We start from the raw sequence: 18,379 nt of genomic DNA, 5'->3' as shown, positions 1-18,379 counted from the left end.
ACGGGCGCACAGGCCAAAGCATTGGCGGGCGCGGTACTGGCTTATGCCGAAAATATTGAAGATCCAATGGTGCTGGCGCCGGTGATTGAATTGATTTGTCACAAACATGTCAGTTTGAATATTCAAGCACCTGATTACGATATTGTTGGTGAAAACTTGCTGCATTCCATCAGTGAAGTGCTGAGTGTGCCGATGGAAGATGAGCTAATTAGTGCATGGGCTGCGGCGTATGGTCAATTGGCGAATTTGTTTATTGAAACTGAACAAAAAATGTATTTAGAACATGAACAAACCAAAGGCAGCTGGTTAGGCTGGCGCAACTTTGTGGTGTCTAAAAAAGTTAAAGAAAGCGATGAGATTACTTCGTTCTATTTGGTGCCTCAAGATGGCGGCGCGCTACCTGAATATAAAGCCGGACAATATGTCACTGTACGTCTGTTTATTGATGCACTAGGCTTTAAACAACCGCGTCAATACAGTCTATCCGACAGTTCAACTGGTCAGTATTTACGTATTTCGGTTAAAAATGAAAGTCCAAAAGCAGAAGGTCAAGATCCAGGTTATGTCTCATCGACTTTACATAACAAAGTCAAAGAAAATGATGTGATTGAGCTGTCTGCGCCGACTGGTAATTTCTTCTTGTTTAATCCAGAAAAAACCAATGTGTTGATTAGTGCGGGGATTGGTTTAACACCGATGATGGCCATGCTGAACCAACTTTTGACCGGTAATACCGATCCGAACGAAAAAGTGACCCTGTGGGAAAAAATCAAGGCGAACTTTAATAAGCCTGAACCTAAAAACCCGATTAACTTTATTCATGCAGTACGTAATTCACGTGTACATGCTATGAAAGAGACGGTGCAAGATTTGGCGAAAAAACATGACAATTTAAATGTTTTTGTGGCTTATGAACAAACCGACAGTAAAGATGTGTTGGGCCGTGACTATCATGCAGAAGGGCGTTTGAATCTCAAACAATTGGATGCCAAAATGTTACCAAAAGATGCAGATTACTATCTTTGCGGTCCTATTCCATTCATGCAAGTTCAACATAAAGCCTTGCTTGAATTGGGAATTCCGGCACAAAATATTCACAGTGAAGCATTTGGTACCGGTGGCGTTGCACTTTAAGACCTAAAGGAAGTAAGAGGGAACTTACGCCCTCTTACTTTTTTACCTTAATGAGAGCAAGATGAAATTAAACCAATTTACAGATATCGGGATTCGCGCTTTAATTTATTTGGCCCAGTCATCTACTGAGCCACTTTTTACCATCGAAAAAATGGCCAAAGACTTGCAAGTCTCTAGAAATCACTTGGTCAAAGTCATTCATTTTATGGCCAAACAACAGTGGCTAACCACGTCCAGAGGCAAGGGCGGCGGCGTTAAATTAACCCATCCGTTAGCGCACTACTCGATTGGTCATCTGATTAAAACCTTACAAACTCATAATGCGGTATCAGCCCATTTGGTTAATTGTGACGCACCTGAATGTGTGTTACGCGCCTCATGTGGTTTGCCTTATTTATTAGATCAAGCGCTCAGTCAGTTTTATCAGTTTCTCAATCAATATACCCTACAAGATATTTTACGTCGTCCCATGGCATCGCCCACGATTTCAGCACATCAATTGATTGATATCTTGGCCATTTCATAAGTTTTCTATGTAAAGATATTGGGATTATTGCTAAAAGCTAAAGTGATGATCACTCTGAGTCTTTTCACCGACTAAATTTTTAAACCAAGTGTTTTGCTGGCTCTATCGCATAAAATTGATTTAATGGTAGAGCAGTGTAAGCTGAAAAAATGCACAGAATCTAATACGCAATCAATCTATGTTGATGATTCTAAAAGCGCCATTATGATTGTGCTGGTATGAGGTTGAATTTGATACAGCAGAAATTTTTAGGTTGGGATTCAATCGATTATTTTGAAAAATTAAAAGTACAGACTTAAAAAAAGCGACCTTAAGGTCGCTCTTTTCTGTTTAAGCTAGTTGGCACGCCATAAGCTTTCAAGGTCGTAAAATTTACGCGCCGTTGGCAGCATGACATGGACAACCACAAAACCAAGATCGATTAAGATCCATTCTGCATCACGTTCACCTTCCATCCCCAAAGGACGAAAACCCGCTTTACGTGCTTCTTCAGCAACGTTATTGGCAAGGGCTTTGATATGACGTGTCGATGTACCGCTCGCAATCACCATATAATCGGCTACATTGCTGATGGCACTCACATCAAGCTCAAGAATATCTTTGGCTTTTACATCTAATAGGGCTTCATGTACAACTTTTAAGCAAGCTTGTACATCTTTAGCTTGAGAATTCATTGTGTGATCGAGAGAATTAGAAGCGCTGGGCGATGGTTCTAAATTCATAAAAGGTTTTATTTCCAGACAATAGCTCATCCTATAATATAGCGGTTTTAGCGCCAAATTTCAATTCTGTTTAGAATTTAACTTGGCCGATGTTTTACAAAATATTTATCTTTCCAGTCAAAACTGTGATCTGAGTCTGTTTTTGGCTTATATTCCGCTGCAATATAGCCGCTATAGGTACTTTGACGCAGCCAATTAAAAATTGGGCCAAAAGCAATTTCTCCAGTATCCGGTTCATGGCGTGCAGGGCAATCTGCAAATTGAATATGCCCAATGTCTTGAATATTTTCTTGTAAGCTATACAGCACATCTTCGCCCATCATGGCCATGTGATAGCAGTCATATTGTATTTTGAGTGCTGGATGCTGGACGGCCTCTAACATTTCCTGTGCTTGGGCAATATTTTGTACCAAAAAGCGCGGCATATCGGTGCCATTGACGATTTCAAATAACGGTTGAATTTGTTGTTGTGTCAGCAGCGCACAGGCCAATTTTAAATTGCTAGATAAGGTTTTTAAGCAGGGCAGTAGATCGCAATCTAAGGGTTGTTTGCCGGCTAGAATATTAACACTGGGAACATTCAAAGCTGTGGCATAGTCAATGGCTTGTTCTAAGCCCTGATAAAATGCATGTTCCATGCCGGGTATGCCGGCCAAACCATTGCCACCTTGCATTAAATCTCCGGCAGGGACATTGATTAGGCATAGGCTTAAATCATGTAAGCTCAGTTGGCTTTGGATTTGTGCAATACTCAATTCATACGGAAATTGAATTTCTACACAATCAAAACCATGTGCCCGTGCTAAGGCGAAGCGCTCAATTAAAGGCACTTCGGTAAAAATCATGGATAAATTTACTGCCAATTTAAGCATGCTGTTACTCCTAAGCACAGAAAAACCATACGCGCTTAATGTTGTTCAATCAGTTGAATGATGCTGGCTAAATCAGCCTCAGCATAGCCTTTATTTTGATGGGTTTGCAATTGCTGCAATGCTTGTTTGGCCACCGGAATGTTTAAATTAAAGTGTTCGGCCAGTTGCAGCGCATTGTTTAAGTCTTTAGATAAGGTTTGTACTTTCCACTGAATCGGTTCAAAGGTATGTGTGGCCATGCGTGGGGTTAAAATTTGAAAGGGTTTCGAGTCGGCAAAACCTCCGGCCAGTGCCGGTGCCAGCAAGGTGGTATCGACACCTGCGCGTGCCGCCAAAGCCACTGCTTCGGCAATTAAGGTGCTGTTGGCTGCAACAATCAGTTGATTACAAATTTTGGTGGCTTGACCTGTGCCGCTGCTGCCCATACAGGTGACGCGCTGGCACAGCACATTATAAATCAGCGATAAATCCTGAATGATTTGTCTATCGCCACCTGCAAAAATCACCAAGGTACCGTGTTCAGCACCGATCGTTCCGCCAGAGACCGGTGAATCAATCCAGTGTACATCGCGCGTGCGCGCATGCTCGGCCAAGCTTTTGGTTTGATCGACCGATAAACTGGAAAAATCCACCCAAACTTGGTCTGCATGTAAATGCGCATCAACCTGATCGTAAATTGCTTGTATGGCGGTATCGTCGGCTACGCAGCTTAAAATAACTGGATATTCTCCAATGTTTTCTAGCTTTAAAGCAGTAGCACCCATGTCCAGTAATACTTCACAAGCGGCTTCAGTACGATTCCATACGGCCACGTTAAAGCCAGCCTGAATCAAGCGTGTCGCCATACGGCTGCCCATTAAGCCCATGCCTAGAAAGGCAATTTGGGTATTACGATCAAAGCTCATGTATTTTTCTCTACAGCATGCGGTGATTGAGACAGTTTATTTATACTGACGCGGTAAAAATTCAATTTCTGGTTTTTTATCTTTTTGACGGGCTAATGTACTATTTTTACCCATAATTAATTTTAATTGCCAGATTTTTTCTAAGCGTAAAGATTTTTGTGGCGCATTTTGCATGGCATTCAATACGCGTTTGGCGGCGGTGAGCGCATCGGGCGAGCGTTGTAACATTTCTTCTGCCAAAGCTTGAGCTTGGCTTAAAGGGGAGTCGGCTAAATGGGTGATCAAGCCAATTTCTTTGGCATAGCTGGCATCGAAAATACGTGCTGTTAAGGTCAGTTCTTTGGCTAAGTCAGCATTGATTAAACCTCGCATTGAACGGGTTAGTCCCATGTCTGGCACCAATCCCCAACGGCTTTCCATAATCGACATTTTGGTCTCAGGATGCGCAATACGGATATCCGCGGCCAAGGCCAATTGCATGCCCGCGCCTAAGCAGTAGCCTTCAAGGGCCGCAATTACCGGAACCGGCAATTCTTGCCAAACCAAAAAGGCTTTTTGAAAGAGGCTTTGTCCCGGTTTAATCAGCTCCCATGCGGCATAGGCCATATTTTGAGTGGAGTTTAAATCGGCCAAATCAATCCCAGCACTAAACACTTGTGCTTCACCGGTTAAAATCACACAGCGAATAGAACGATCTTTTTTGATTCGTTTCGCGGCCAGCACCAGTTCTTTTAAGAGCGCAAAGCTCATGGCATTACGTTTGTCGGGACGGTTTAAAGACACAACCGCGATGCCATTATTTTTTTCGATGCGAAGTAGCGCCATGGGAATAGACCTGTATTTTTTTTCGTGGTTTTGAGCATAACATGCCGATTTTATCGATACATGACAGCACAGTCACATCTAAATATGGACGTGCTGGATAAACAACTGCGACTGACTAAAAGTTATGTTGCTTTAAAATGTGTGCTGCAGCCAATTCGACCTGTTGAATGGCGGTCTGCAATTCATCGAAGTGTTGTAGGGTCTCTTCAATAAAGCTGGCATCGGCTTTGCGACGTTCTTTGCGTAACCCCGATACAAATTGTTCAAAGGCGGCACTGGTGACTTGCAAGTGTGGTACACCAACATAACGCGTTGCGCCATATAAACGGTGCAGCACGTGTTCCAGTTGTGGGAAATCTTCCATTTCAATCAATTGCTGCATTTCATTTAATTCGGCAGTAAAACTATCCACCAACATTTTTAGTAAATCGAGCGCCAAATCTTCTTTGTTGGCGGCCAATTGCAAGCTTTGTTGCCAATCTAAAATATGGGGATCGAGTGCTTCAATCAACACCGATTTATCAACACTTTGTGTGTGCTTAAAATTGGCCGAAGTCCAGTGGGTCAGAATTTGAATAATCTGCTCCATTTGAATGGGCTTGGTGACGTAATCATCCATCCCGACCTGTAATAATTTTTGTTTTTCATCTGCCAAGGCGTGGGCGGTTAAAGCAATAATCGGCAAGCGTTTATGATTTTCTAAGGTGGATTCTAATGAGCGAATGGCACGAGTGGTATCCACGCCTGACATCACCGGCATTTGAATATCCATAAACACCATATCAAAGGCAGGTAAACCTTGTTCAATGCGCTGTTGAATCAGCTCAAGCGCTTCTTGACCACTGAGCACTTTGCTGGTGGTGACATTTAGCTCACCCAATAATGCTTCTAAAACAATCAGATTGGGCAGATGGTCATCCACCGCCAAGACATGCAAGCCTTGACCATTAAATTCTTCATATTGTTCTTGATCTAAAAAGGCTTCATTACCAAGCAACTGAATCAGCGCGCTACGGCTGAGTGGTTGATACAGTGGACGCGCACGATATTCATGTAGCATGTCGGCATTGAGCGACATTTGATAGCCATATACCGCAATATTACCCTGATAACGCTGACGAATTTCCTTCAGTAGGGCTTCACCATCTCCACTATGATCGACAATCAGCCAGGTATTGTCATCACAATTGGCAAATTGTTTTAATTGACTAAACAAATCCAAGATCGAACTGGTTTCCACATGCTGGACTTGATAGTTTTCCAAATAATGCCGCAAGATATTGGCCGTGGCGGGATGTGCCAAGTACGACACCACCTGCATTTGCTTAAATTGGGGATGGATAATTTCAATTTCTTCATCCACCGCAAACATAGCGGTAAACCAAAAGGTCGAGCCTTTTTCAGTCGGAGCACGTTCTTGATTGTCCTCAAAACCAATTTGCCCTTGCATCAAATGCACCAATTGTTTAGAGATGGCCAAGCCTAAACCAGTACCGCCAAATTGACGTGTTACAGAGGCATCGCCTTGTGAGAACGACTCAAATAATTTTTTACGATCGGTGCCACTTAAACCAATACCGCTGTCTTGTACGCTAAAATGTAATAGGCAATGTTCAAGATCATCATGCTGCATTCGAACACGGACAATAATTTCTCCATCTGGAGTAAATTTAATAGCATTGGAAATTAGGTTGGTTAAAATTTGCTTAAAGCGCAGGGCATCTCCAATAATTTGTGTGGGCACATTATCGGCATAATAAAAGGCCATATCGATCTGCTTTTGCGCCGCCAAAGGCGAGAGCATATCCATGACATCAAAAATAGCTTCTTCTAAATCAAAGCCTGCGGTTTCCAGTTCTAATTTACCGGCATCAATTTTAGAAAAGTCCAGTACGTCATTAATCAGCGCCAAAAGATGGGCTGAAGATTTACGAATGGTTTGTAAATACAGATTTTGCTCGTTGCTAAGATTACCTTGCCGCAGCAATAAGTGAATAAAGCCATCAATACTGTTAAGCGGCGTGCGTAATTCGTGACTGATATTGGCCAAGAAAACCGATTTCGATTGATTGGCGGAAATCGCTTGGTCGCGCGCTTGACGATAGGTAATGTTTTGCACTTCTAGGGTATCTAAGGTGCGGCGTAAATCGTCTTCGGTTTGTTCAGTGTGTTCTTTGAGTTCTAAAAAACTAAAATGTAGGCGTTTAACCACATTGGCAATATCGCGCTGTAATAAACGCAGTTCACCGGTGCTGTTAATCACCATGTGCTGATCCAGCGTATCGGCATTCAGGCGTTGCAGTTGCATGCGAATTTCATACATCGGTGCAATCCAGCGCCGAGAGTAAAAATTTAAGCACAATAACAACAGCAACAGCGTCAGCAAGCCGGTGGCAATCAAGACAATCATTACCCGATAACGGGCAATTTCTAACGGTTGATTGTCCAGCTCAATCAGTAACTTGACCGGCTTATCGGCATATTTATTGATGGTTAAGGCATAGACATTATTTTTATTGTAAGCAATTGGCCCGACAAAATCGGCAGTTGCGTCAATTTTTGGCCACGGATCTTGATCTTGAAAACCAATGCTTAAACGGTTGCGTCCTTGAGGGTCAATAATGGCGGCACGTATGAGATGTTTTTCATCGAGCATGCTTTGCAGAGCGTTACGTGCTTGATCATATTGCCACGGATAATGATTTAATAAATCAATCGCAGCTTCGGCGGTTAACTGATAACGGGTGACAATGGCAATCGCCATTTGGCGTTGTTGCGCGCGTGCAGCATTCGAGGTTTCCGACAACACCAACAGCGCACCGACACAGGCCAAAATCGTAATCGGCACAAAAATGAGGGCAATCAGCTGTCCATAGGCATGATTTAAGTGCAGGCGTTTAAATAATTTTTTATTGATATTGGACATGATTAAAACAGTTTATTTCCTATGCAAGGCAGTTTAGCATGCTTTATTTAAAACCGATTGTGCTTTAGTGGCTTTCAATAAAAAGCCGCTTAAAGGAGTGCAGCGCAGCGCATTTTTTCATACAATAGACCGAGCTCGATATAGGTACAAACGATGAGTACTTTCTCTCCTGATTTTCAAGCCGACGAATTTTTATTAGATCACTATGTCGGAAAGACCCCACTGGTGCGCTTGCAACGTCTGGCAAGCCACACTCAAGCCACGATTTTGGCCAAGCTTGAAGGCAATAATCCGGCAGGTTCAGTGAAAGATCGTCCCGCCTATAACATGATTATGCAAGCGGAAAAACGCGGTCAAATTCAACCGGGCGACACCTTAATTGAAGCCACCAGTGGCAATACTGGTATTGCTTTGGCAATGGTTGCGGCGATGCGCGGTTATAAAATGACCTTGATTATGCCGGATAACATGAGTCAAGAGCGTAAAGACGCCATGCGTGCCTATGGGGCAACATTAATTGAAGTGAGCAAAACCCAAGGCATGGAAGGTGCGCGTGATTTGGCCTTGCAAATGCAAACACAAGGTCACGGTTTTGTACTGAATCAATTTGGCAATCCAGATAATGTCGCTGCGCATTATCTCACCACGGGGCCAGAAATTTGGCAACAAACCGGTGGTAAGATTACCCATTTTGTCAGCTCTATGGGCACCACCGGTACTATTATGGGGGTATCAAAATATTTAAAAGAGATGAACCCCGATATTCAAATTGTTGGTTTACAGCCAGAAGATGGTGCCAGTATTGCCGGTATTCGTCGTTGGCCAGAAGCTTATTTGCCGACCATTTTTGAACCCAGTCGTGTTGATCGGACCATGGATATTCCGCAATTGGCCGCTGAACAAACCATGCGTCAATTGGCGCAGCAAGAAGGCATTTGTGCAGGTACCTCTTCAGGGGGAGCAGTGTGGGCTTCAATTCAATTGGCACAAGAAAACCCAGCAGCCGTGATTGTCTGTATTATCTGTGACCGTGGTGACCGTTATTTATCAACCGGTCTCTTTTCAGTACCAGACCCCCAATAAATTTATTGTTTGTGAGTAACTATGCGCCTACCTGTTTTAGTGTTTGATATCGAAACCCTGACTGACTTAAAATCAGGTGCGCATTTATATGGTTTAGATTTACCACCAGCCGATTTAGAACAAGCGTTGATTAAACTGCGTCGACAAGAGTCAGGCATGGACTTTCAACGCTTGGCTTTACATGAGATTGTCTGTATTTCTGGTTTATGGCTGGATGAACAGGGCAACATGAAAATGTTCTCTTTTAGTCAAGAACAGCACACTGAAGCGGAAATTTTAACCAAATTTTTATCAATTTTTGATAAGCGCTATCCCACCTTAGTCAGTTGGAATGGTTCACAATTTGATTTGCCGGTGATTTTATTTCGCGCCATGTATCATGGTTTATCTGCACCGAGCTTATTCGATCAGGGCGAAATTGATCAGCAAAAGCGTTATAATAACTACCAAAATCGCTATCATCATCGTCATGTGGATTTAATGGATGTGATGGCCATGTTTAATGGTCGACACTTTCAAAAACTGGACGATGTGGCGCACTTGTTGGGCTATCCCGGTAAACGCGGGGACGGTGCCTATCATGTGCCGGAATATGTACGTCAACAGCAATGGCAAAAACTGACCTGCTATTGTGAAGGCGATGTACTCAATACATGGTTGATTTACTTGCGTTGGTTGTTACTTAAAGGACAATTATTGCAAGCGGATTATCGCAGTATGGTACAAAACACCATTCAATTTTTAGCTCATCAACCGCAGCACAGCGAGTTTTTAACGGTATGGCGTGAAACCTCACAACGTACTGAATTCAGTGCGCTCGACTTTCCTTCTGTCACACTCTAGGTATTCATGAAACATAGACCCAAGCCACGTCCTGCTCAACATCCCATTTATAGCTTTGACGTTGAGTCGCTTTCACATGAAGGACGCGGGATCGCGCACTATGGATCATATCCTGACCATCCCAGTGACAAACACGGTAAAAAAGTTTTTATCAGCTATGCCTTACCGGGCGAAACAGTCACAGCACAAATTACCCATGTGGTGAAACGACTTGAAGAAGCCGACAGCATTGCATTACTCAGTGCGCCCTCTGCTTTACGTGTGGAGCCGAAATGTCCGCACTTCACCCGTTGTGGCGGTTGCAATATGCAACACATTGCTGTCGATGAGCAGATTCGTTTAAAGCAAGAGGTTTTAAAATCTCATTTAGAGCATTTTGCCGGTCTTCAGGTTGAACAGTGGTTACCCGCATTACGCTCAACGCGGGAAGATTATCGCCGTAAAGCACGAATTGGCGTGCGCTACATCGCCTCACAAGATAAATTAATGGTCGGCTTTCGTGAGCGTCAAAGCAATAAACTCATTTCAATTGATCGCTGCTTGGTGCTAGATCGTGAATTTGGATCGATCACTGCACTGAAGCAGTTAATCCAAAGTCTAAAAGCCAAAGCGGCCATTGGTCATATAGAATTGGCCATGGGCGATGCGGAAATCGCCTTGGTGATTCGCCATACCGAAAAATTAGCCGACAGTGATGTCAACCAATTACAACAATTTGCGTTAAATAAACAGTGGCAACTGTACTTGCAAGGCGGCGCTGCCGAGACCTTACAGCGCGCTGATGATCCAGCTGCCCCGATGCGTCTGCATTATGCTTTAGACGATTTTGATCTGAAATTTGCGTTTAATCCGCTGGACTTTACCCAAGTTAATTCAAGTATTAATCCGCAAATGGTCAAATTGGCCTGTGATTTACTGCAATTAAAAGCCGGTGAACGGGTGTTGGATTTGTTCTGTGGCTTGGGTAATTTTTCCTTAGCAATGGCGCGTTGTGTGGGCGCAACAGGTCATGTGGTTGCCGTAGAAGGCAGTCTAGATATGGTGCACCGTGGTACAGAAAATGCGCTTGCCAACGGCTTAAGCCAAGTCAGCTTTTATTCACAAGATTTAACAAAAGATTGCTCACAGCAATCTTGGGCAAAACAAGGATTTGATGCATTATTAATTGATCCGCCGCGCTCTGGTGCAGAGGAGATTATGCATTATGTACCCAAATTTGGTGCAAAAAGAATCGTTTATGTGTCGTGTAATCCAGCCACATTGGCACGAGATGCCGGTCTACTGGCGCAGCATGGCTACCGATTAAAAAAGGCAGGGGTGATGGATATGTTTACCCATACGGGACATGTCGAATCTATTGCCTTATTTGAAAAAGATCACCAAATAAACGATTTAGAATATGATCAGTAAAGAGGTAGGAGACGGGTATGGTCACAGTACGTGAGCAACTTCCCGGCCGACTCAACGAGTTGTCCGAGGAAGCGACTGTAGAACATGCCGAACAAGCTCGACATGATTTATCAGAGTGGCTGAGTCGTGTTCGCATTATCTTTGATGGTGCAGCGCTTAAAAAACTTGAAGATGTGACGCATTTAACCTTAAACGCCGAGCTGAAAGCCAAAGTTAATCATCGTTCTAATACCTTTTATACCGGTATTGAAATGGCGGATATTTTGGCGCATTTACATGTCGATGAAGATACGTTGTCGGCGGCGATGTTATACCGTAGTGTACGTGAGGGACTGATTACTCTAGAAGAGATTCGTGAACAGTGCGGCGAACAAGTGCATAGCTTGGTGCAAGGCACGTTGTCGATGGGTAAACTGTCCGATCTAATTGAAAAAAATAAACGGTTAGAGGATCACTTTAATAACAATCAAAGAGAGCATTTGAACGGCATTTATAAAATGCTGATTTCCGTGACCGAAGATGTGCGTGTGGTGCTGATTAAACTGGCAGAGCGAACTTATGCGCTGCGTGAATTAACACAGGCCTCTAAAGAGCGTCAAGAGCGCGTGGCGCGTGAGATTCTCACCATCTATTCGCCTTTAGCACACCGTTTAGGCATCGCACAGCTGAAATGGGAACTTGAAGATTTAGCTTTTCGTTATTTAGCCCCAGAGCGCTATAAAGAAATTGCCTCATTGCTGAATGAAAAACGTTTAGAACGTGAGCAATATATTCAATTCGTGGTGGATAAGCTCAAACATGAGTTGGCCAGTCATGATATTGACGCTGAAATTAGCGGACGCGTAAAACACATTTATTCGATTTATCGAAAAATGAAAAGCAAAGATTTAAGTTTTGATCAGCTGTATGACATTCGTGCAGTTCGGGTTTTGGTTAAAAATGTACCTGAGTGTTACCACTCTTTGGGTATTGTGCATCAAATTTGGCGTCATATTCCGCATCAATTTGATGACTATATTACCAATCCCAAAGCCAACGGCTATCGCTCTTTGCATACCGCGGTGATTGCTGAAAATAAATCCTTAGAAGTGCAAATTCGTACCAAAGCCATGCATGAAGAAGCAGAGCTTGGAGTGTGTTCGCATTTCAACTATAAAGAAGGCGGTAAAAATACCGACCATTCTTTTAACCATCGTTTACATTCACTGCGTGCAGTTTTAGAACATTATCAAGAACGTAATGAAGCCGGTGTCAATAAATTAGATGATGATGAGCAGGAAAATTTTGAGCAACTGCAAGATTTTGAAGGCTTTGAAAAAATTTATGTGTTTAGCCGTGATGGTGACATTAAAGAGTTGCCGCGTGGTTCAACCGTTTTAGACTTTGCTTATCATGTGCATACCGAAGTGGGCAACAAGTGTTATGCTTCGCGTGTCAATCAGCGTTATGTGCCGCTAACCTACACCTTAAAAACTGGTGAACAAGTTGAGATTTTAACCAAAAAAGATCGTGAACCGAATCGGGATTGGTTGGTCAATTCGCTGGGTTATATTAAAACGGCGCGCGCGCGGGATAAGTTGCGGCATTGGTTTAGACAGCAAGATCGCAGCAAAAACTTAGAAATTGGCCGCGAAATTCTGAATAAAGAATTGCTGCGTTTGGCGATTCACCCTAAAAGTATCGACTTAAATGATTACTGTAATCATTTTAACGTCAAGTTGGGTGAAGATATTCTGATTAGTCTGGTCAATGGCGATATTAGCCTGCATGCCTTGATGAATCAGGTCAATCGTCACATGCATATCGGTCAGGATGAACCTGAACTGGTGTTGAAACCGACGTTAAATCCACGTGCCAGCCATACCTTGTCTGCCCATGGTATTTTAATTGATGGCTTAGACAATGTGGAATTGCATGTTGCGCAGTGTTGTCAGCCGGTGCATGGTGAATCAATTGGCGGTTATATCACCCTGAATCGCGGTGTTAGTATTCATAAAGTGGTCTGTTCCGATTATATCCGCATGATTTCGCAAGAACCGGAGCGTGCGGTTGAAGCCGACTGGGAAATGCAGCCGACGCGTGGTCAAAGCGTACAGATTGTGGTGGAAGCCTATGATCGTCGGGGCTTGTTAAAAGATCTGACCCAAGTAATTTTTTCCGATCAAATCAACATTCGTCAGGTGAATACCATCTCTGAAACCGATGGCATTGCCAATATGAAATTGTTGATTGAGGTCAAGGGTTTGGCGCAGTTGTCACGTTTATTGGCCCGTTTAGAGCAGCAGCCGGGCATTATCAGCGCACGTCGTTTGGTGCAGGGCAATTAAGCTTAAGCCCTGAAGCTTAAAAAAGAAAAAGCCCAGTTTGAGTGTGTTCTCAAACTGGGCTTTTTTAATGCTTAAATAGAACTCTCAATTGGATTTTAAAGTGTTAACAGTGATTCTAAAAAATCAATGCTTGAAAATGAGTAAAATAAGCGCCTAGAAAAGCCCATCCGAAGATGGGCTTTTTAATAGATGTATAAAGTAGATTATCTTGGAATTTCTTCTTCTTCAAATTCAGGCTTAATTTGCACAATGAAGTCTTGGCGGTTTAGACCACGCCACAGCGCAAATGCAGTTCCAATATAAATTGAAGAATAGGTACCAACAAAAATACCAATACACATGGTCACCGAGAACCATTTCAGACCATCACCACCCATAAACAGCATGGCTAAAACCACCAGCAATAACGTCATCGAGGTATGAATAGTTCGGCGTAAGGTTTCCGTTAAGGCAATATTGACAATTTCTAAAGGCGATGCACCGCGAATTTTACGGAAGTTTTCACGGATACGATCCGACACCACAATATTATCGTTTAATGAGAAGCCAATTAACGCCAATACGGCCGCCAATACGGTTAAGTCAAACGGCCATTGCATCATGGCGAAAATACCCACAGTCACAATAATGTCGTGGAATAACGACAGCACTGCGCCCATGGCCAGTTTGAACTCAAAGCGGATGGTGACATACACCAGCATCAACAAAAGCGCGAGCGCCACGGCACTGGCTGAGCGGACATACAGCTCATTACCGACTTGCCCACCGACGGAGTCAACTTTTTGTACTTCAGCGGGATTGTTCGGCAGTTGCGCGGCCTTTTTAATGGCGTTGCTTAAGTCATCCACTTTAATGTCTTGTGCAGGCATCCGCACCAATAGGTCTTTGTTGCTGCCTAAAGTTTGCACCACCGCATCATGAAAACCGGCCTCATCTAAGGCTTTAATCACGGCATTTTGGCTGGCAGGCTGAGCATAATTTAGCTCTGCCGATACCCCGCCGGTAAAGTCTAAACCGAGATTTAGCCCTTTAGTGACAATAAAGAAAATACCGCCAATGGTAAGAATGATTGAAATAATCGCCGCCGGAAAGGCAATTTTCATGAACGGAATAATCCGCTCATTGTCCGGACGACCATATTTCTTTGAATCAGGTTGAGTCATGTCAGTCATCATCGATCTCCTTATATGCTCAACTTCTTCAAGTTGCGTTTTTTGCCATAGATCAGCTGTACGATTGCACGCGTTACCGTAATAGCGGTAAACATCGAGCAAACAATACCGATCATTAAGGTCACGGCAAAGCCTTTAATCGGGCCGGTACCAATTGCAAATAGAATAAACGCCACCAAGAATGTGGTTAAGTTCGAGTCGAAAATGGTGTTATAGGCGCGCTCATAACCGGCCACAATGGCCTGTTTGGGCGATGCACCCCATTTAATCTCTTCGCGTATACGCTCACAAATCAGTACGTTGGCATCCACCGCCATACCAATGGTGATTACAATCCCTGCAATCCCCGGTAAAGTTAATGAGGCACCAATCCATGACATAACCGTCAAGATCATGGCCAAATTCATCACCAAGGCAAAGTTTGCAATTAAACCGAATAGACGGAAGAACACCACCATCCAAATGGCCACCAACAAGAAACCGATTTGCGTCGATAACACGCCTTTGTCGATATTTTCTTGTCCAAGGCTTGGCCCCACCACACGCTCTTCCACAAAGTACATTGGCGCAGCAAGTGCACCGGCACGTAGCATCAAGGCCAATTCCGCTGCTTCTTGCGGTGAATCTAAACCGGTAATACGGAACTGCGAACCCAATACTGCTTGAATGGTGGCCGCATTAATCACCACAGATTCAGCATAAGAGGTGCGTACTTCAGTCGGTGTTCCGGTTTCAGGATCGGGTACATAGCTAATTTTTTGTTTATTTTCAATAAACAAAACCGCCATACGTTTGCCAACGGCATTACGTGTGGCATCCGCCATTAATTTACCACCAGCGCTGTCTAAGGTAATGTTTACTTCAGCACCGCCGCTGTCTTGGCTAAAGCCGCTTGAGGCATTTTGTACACGTTCACCGGTTAAAATACGATTGCGATTCAACAGCAGTTGACGACCACTGTCTAATGATTCATAGGCAAACAGTTCAGTACCCGGCGGTAAAGCTTTACCATTGGCTGCACCGGTATAAGGATCAATATATTGATCGTTTAAATCCGAAACCAAACGGAACTCTAAGTTTGCTGTACGTCCCAATACGCGTTTTGCTTCGGCAGTATCTTGTACACCGGGCAATTCCACCACAATACGGTTGCTGCCTTGGGTTTGTACCAATGCTTCGGCCACACCTAACTCGTTAATCCGGTTACGTAGCGTGGTTAAGTTTTGATTGACCGCATAGGACTGAATTTCTTGTCGACGCGCATCGGTATAATTTAAGCGTAAGGTCGAGCCTGAAGTCGAGGCAATTGCTTGCTGCGTAAACTCATTGCCATTACGACGTAAAAAATCCATTGCCGCATCACGGTCGCTATTGTTGGCAAACTGGAGGGTAATGATGCTGTCGTTCAGCGCAAGACTGTTAAATTTCAGCTTGTTGTCACGGAACTGACGACGTAAATCGGTCGCAGAGGTTTCCATGCGCTGGGTAATGGCCTTGTCCATGTCCACTTCCAATAAGAAGTGCACACCACCACGTAAATCGAGGCCCAATTTCATTGGCTTGGCGCCAATTTTTCGTAGCCATTCAGGGGTGGTTGGCGCAAGGTTTAACGCCACGACATAATTGTCGCCCAAACCTTGACGCAAGACTTCTTTGGCTTTTAATTGTGCTTCAGAAGAGTCAAGGCGTAGCAGTGCAGCATTATTGCTAAAGCTGTTGTTATGACTGGGGATCTTTTCACTTTGTAATAATTGCTCTGCTTTTTGTATGATGCTCTGGTCAATTTGGGTACCAGCTTTGGCACCCGAAATTTGAACAGCAGGTTCATCTGGATACAAACTAGGCAGGGCATATAATGTACTGATCACCAAAACCACAATGATCAGCAGATATTTCCATGCTGGGTAACGCATTTGTTTTCTTCTTAAAATGAAAAAGTCGTGCTAGGGCACGACTTTTTTTTGATTAGAGATTATTTAAGGTGCCTTCTGGAAGTACCGAAATCACACTTGCGCGCTGAACTTTTACTTCTACGCCACGGCTGAGTTCAACCACGACAAAATCACCGTCGATTTTCAGGATTTTACCCATCAGGCCACCGGCAAAAACCACTTCGCTGCCTACACCTAAGCTTTCAACCAAAGTACGATGCTCTTTGGCACGTTTGGCTTGTGGACGCCAAATGAGAAAATAGAAAATTGCGACAAATACTGCAATCATCAAAAGGTTGGTCACCAAACTTGGTTGGCTTGCAGCTTCACCCGCTGCGTGAGCAGTAGAAATAAAAAGGCTCATTTCATTTTCCTAAAATAAAAAACGGTATATCAACAATATGATAATAAATTAACTTGTTCAGCAATTTACATGGTCTTTTTCTTCAGCGCAAATACTGAAAAATTAATCTTCCGGACAAGGCGGCACTTCTAGACCACGGCGCGCATAAAAATCTTGGACATAGGCATCAAAAGTGCCATTATCCAATGCATCGCGAATATCTTGTGTAAATCTTTGGTAATAACGTAAGTTGTGAATGGTGCCTAACATCGCACCAAGCATTTCACCACATTTTTCTAAATGGAATAAATAGGCACGGCTGAAGTTTTGACAGGTATAACAGTCACAATACGGATCAAGCGCGCTTTGGTCGTGACGATATTGCGCATTGCGAATTCGCACCAAACCATCGGTGACAAAATAATGGCCGTTACGTGCATTACGCGTTGGCATCACGCAGTCAAACATATCCACACCGCGGCGAATCGCTTCGACGATATCTTCAGGTTTACCCACGCCCATTAAGTAACGTGGTTTATCAGCCGGCATTTGCTCGGGCAAATAATCCAAGACCTTAATCATTTCTTCTTTCGGTTCACCGACCGACAGACCGCCAATGGCAAAACCATCAAAATCAATTTCTTTTAGACCGTTTAGTGATTCCTGACGCAAGTCTTCATACATGCCGCCTTGAATAATGCCAAATAAAGCATTTCTGTTTTTTAATACGTCATCATGTTGGGTTTTACAGCGTTTGGCCCAGCGTAACGACAACTGTAATGATTTTTGTGCTTCTTCATGGGTGGCAGGATAGGGCGTACATTCATCAAAGATCATCACGATGTCGGAATTCAAGGCGTGTTGAATATCCATCGAAATTTCAGGCGATAAAAACACTTTCGAGCCATCAATTGGCGAGCGAAAGGTCACGCCGTCTTCTTTAATTTTACGCATCGCACCCAAGCTGAACACTTGAAAGCCGCCTGAATCGGTTAAAATCGGTTTATTCCATTTCATGAATTCATGTAAACCACCATGTTCACGAATGACGTCTAAACCGGGACGTAAATAAAGATGAAAGGTATTGCCCAAAATAATTTGTGCTTTAATCTCTTCAATATCACGCGGCAACATGCCTTTGACTGTGCCATAGGTACCGACCGGCATAAACACTGGCGTTTCAATCACGCCGTGTTCCAGTGTTAAACGACCACGACGGGCACGACCCGACTGAGCTAATCTTTCAAACTTCATAGAATATCCTGAACAAGCGCAAAGCACTGCTTTGCTTGCAGTGCAAGAGCGAAAAAACAGTTCGCCGCTAAAAGGGGGCTATTTTCCTAGATTACGCAGCCAAACA

General features: G+C 43.6%; 15 protein-coding genes. 6 read left to right on the top strand and 9 right to left on the bottom strand.

Annotated elements, in window-relative coordinates:
- Positions 1–1,134 (top strand): globin domain-containing protein (locus SE27_RS12060; protein ID WP_455549989.1); only part of this gene is annotated, 1,134 nt, incomplete at its 5' end.
- Between the two features lie 61 nt (positions 1,135–1,195).
- A complete protein-coding gene (locus tag SE27_RS12055) occupies positions 1,196–1,660 on the top strand; it encodes an RrF2 family transcriptional regulator (RefSeq protein ID WP_039623658.1) in 465 nt (154 codons plus the stop codon).
- A 335-nt stretch (positions 1,661–1,995) separates the two neighbouring features.
- Here the strand turns inward: SE27_RS12055 and rsfS are convergent, their stop codons facing one another.
- From rsfS to SE27_RS12030, 5 genes are all read right to left on the bottom strand, one after another.
- Entirely contained in the window at positions 1,996–2,382 is a 387-nt protein-coding gene (gene rsfS, locus SE27_RS12050) for a ribosome silencing factor (protein ID WP_039623657.1), read from the bottom strand.
- A gap of 77 nt (positions 2,383–2,459) precedes the next feature.
- Entirely contained in the window at positions 2,460–3,254 is a 795-nt protein-coding gene (locus SE27_RS12045) for a hydroxypyruvate isomerase family protein (RefSeq protein WP_039623656.1), read from the bottom strand.
- A gap of 35 nt (positions 3,255–3,289) precedes the next feature.
- Entirely contained in the window at positions 3,290–4,159 is an 870-nt protein-coding gene (locus SE27_RS12040; RefSeq protein WP_039623655.1) for an NAD(P)-dependent oxidoreductase, read from the bottom strand.
- 36 nt (positions 4,160–4,195) lie between these two features.
- Entirely contained in the window at positions 4,196–4,984 is a 789-nt protein-coding gene (locus SE27_RS12035; protein WP_039623654.1) for a crotonase/enoyl-CoA hydratase family protein, read from the bottom strand.
- A 115-nt stretch (positions 4,985–5,099) separates the two neighbouring features.
- On the bottom strand, positions 5,100–7,910 hold the full coding sequence (locus tag SE27_RS12030) for a GacS-like sensor histidine kinase (RefSeq protein WP_039623653.1): 2,811 nt from the start codon (positions 7,908–7,910) through the stop codon (positions 5,100–5,102).
- 153 nt (positions 7,911–8,063) lie between these two features.
- Here SE27_RS12030 and cysM point away from each other — a divergent pair, with 153 nt between their 5' ends.
- The 4 genes from cysM to SE27_RS12010 are packed head-to-tail and all read left to right on the top strand — an operon-like array spanning position 8,064 to position 13,573.
- Positions 8,064–8,993 carry a cysteine synthase CysM gene (gene cysM / locus SE27_RS12025; RefSeq protein ID WP_039623652.1) on the top strand — a complete coding sequence of 310 codons (930 nt, stop codon included), beginning with the start codon at positions 8,064–8,066 and terminating at the stop codon, positions 8,991–8,993.
- 21 nt (positions 8,994–9,014) lie between these two features.
- The gene (locus tag SE27_RS12020) at positions 9,015–9,836 is read left to right on the top strand and encodes a 3'-5' exonuclease (RefSeq protein ID WP_039623651.1); all 822 of its coding nucleotides are present in this window, start codon (positions 9,015–9,017) and stop codon (positions 9,834–9,836) included.
- Positions 9,837–9,842: 6 nt separating this feature from the next.
- Positions 9,843–11,246, top strand: coding sequence for a 23S rRNA (uracil(1939)-C(5))-methyltransferase RlmD (gene rlmD / locus SE27_RS12015; protein ID WP_039623650.1), 1,404 nt, complete (start codon positions 9,843–9,845; stop codon positions 11,244–11,246).
- A 17-nt stretch (positions 11,247–11,263) separates the two neighbouring features.
- Complete coding sequence (locus SE27_RS12010) at positions 11,264–13,573, top strand: RelA/SpoT family protein (protein ID WP_039623649.1); 2,310 nt, start codon at positions 11,264–11,266, stop codon at positions 13,571–13,573.
- 203 nt (positions 13,574–13,776) lie between these two features.
- Here SE27_RS12010 and secF read toward each other — a convergent pair whose 3' ends face one another.
- The 4 genes from secF to tgt all read right to left on the bottom strand — a co-directional run bounded on the left by secF (position 13,777) and on the right by tgt (position 18,273).
- A complete protein-coding gene (gene secF, locus SE27_RS12005; protein WP_148308940.1) occupies positions 13,777–14,748 on the bottom strand; it encodes a protein translocase subunit SecF in 972 nt (323 codons plus the stop codon).
- 8 nt (positions 14,749–14,756) lie between these two features.
- The gene (gene secD, locus SE27_RS12000; protein ID WP_039623647.1) at positions 14,757–16,658 is read right to left on the bottom strand and encodes a protein translocase subunit SecD; all 1,902 of its coding nucleotides are present in this window, start codon (positions 16,656–16,658) and stop codon (positions 14,757–14,759) included.
- A gap of 52 nt (positions 16,659–16,710) precedes the next feature.
- Positions 16,711–17,040 (bottom strand): preprotein translocase subunit YajC, encoded by a 330-nt coding sequence (gene yajC, locus SE27_RS11995; protein WP_039623646.1) that lies wholly within the window; start codon positions 17,038–17,040, stop codon positions 16,711–16,713.
- A 102-nt stretch (positions 17,041–17,142) separates the two neighbouring features.
- On the bottom strand, positions 17,143–18,273 hold the full coding sequence (tgt, locus tag SE27_RS11990; protein ID WP_039623645.1) for a tRNA guanosine(34) transglycosylase Tgt: 1,131 nt from the start codon (positions 18,271–18,273) through the stop codon (positions 17,143–17,145).
- Between the last annotated feature and the right edge of the window lie 106 nt (positions 18,274–18,379).

This window comes from Acinetobacter harbinensis, from assembly GCF_000816495.1.
GTDB lineage: Bacteria > Pseudomonadota > Gammaproteobacteria > Pseudomonadales > Moraxellaceae > Acinetobacter > Acinetobacter harbinensis.
The sequence above is the reverse complement of the archived record's forward strand: the minus strand, read 5'-3'. Positions and strand labels throughout refer to the sequence as shown.

Excerpts from the sequence above, each read along its gene's own strand:
- secD (WP_039623647.1), bottom strand. The coding sequence starts at position 16,658 with ATGCGTTACCCAGCATGGAAATATCTGCTGATCATTGTGGTTTTGGTG.
- yajC (WP_039623646.1), bottom strand. The coding sequence starts at position 17,040 with ATGAGCCTTTTTATTTCTACTGCTCACGCAGCGGGTGAAGCTGCAAGC.
- SE27_RS12040 (WP_039623655.1), bottom strand. The coding sequence starts at position 4,159 with ATGAGCTTTGATCGTAATACCCAAATTGCCTTTCTAGGCATGGGCTTA.
- SE27_RS12045 (WP_039623656.1), bottom strand. The coding sequence starts at position 3,254 with ATGCTTAAATTGGCAGTAAATTTATCCATGATTTTTACCGAAGTGCCT.
- tgt (WP_039623645.1), bottom strand. The coding sequence starts at position 18,273 with ATGAAGTTTGAAAGATTAGCTCAGTCGGGTCGTGCCCGTCGTGGTCGT.
- SE27_RS12035 (WP_039623654.1), bottom strand. The coding sequence starts at position 4,984 with ATGGCGCTACTTCGCATCGAAAAAAATAATGGCATCGCGGTTGTGTCT.
- secF (WP_148308940.1), bottom strand. The coding sequence starts at position 14,748 with ATGATGACTGACATGACTCAACCTGATTCAAAGAAATATGGTCGTCCG.
- rlmD (WP_039623650.1), top strand. The coding sequence starts at position 9,843 with ATGAAACATAGACCCAAGCCACGTCCTGCTCAACATCCCATTTATAGC.
- SE27_RS12020 (WP_039623651.1), top strand. The coding sequence starts at position 9,015 with ATGCGCCTACCTGTTTTAGTGTTTGATATCGAAACCCTGACTGACTTA.
- rsfS (WP_039623657.1), bottom strand. The coding sequence starts at position 2,382 with ATGAATTTAGAACCATCGCCCAGCGCTTCTAATTCTCTCGATCACACA.
- SE27_RS12055 (WP_039623658.1), top strand. The coding sequence starts at position 1,196 with ATGAAATTAAACCAATTTACAGATATCGGGATTCGCGCTTTAATTTAT.
- SE27_RS12030 (WP_039623653.1), bottom strand. The coding sequence starts at position 7,910 with ATGTCCAATATCAATAAAAAATTATTTAAACGCCTGCACTTAAATCAT.
- cysM (WP_039623652.1), top strand. The coding sequence starts at position 8,064 with ATGAGTACTTTCTCTCCTGATTTTCAAGCCGACGAATTTTTATTAGAT.
- SE27_RS12010 (WP_039623649.1), top strand. The coding sequence starts at position 11,264 with ATGGTCACAGTACGTGAGCAACTTCCCGGCCGACTCAACGAGTTGTCC.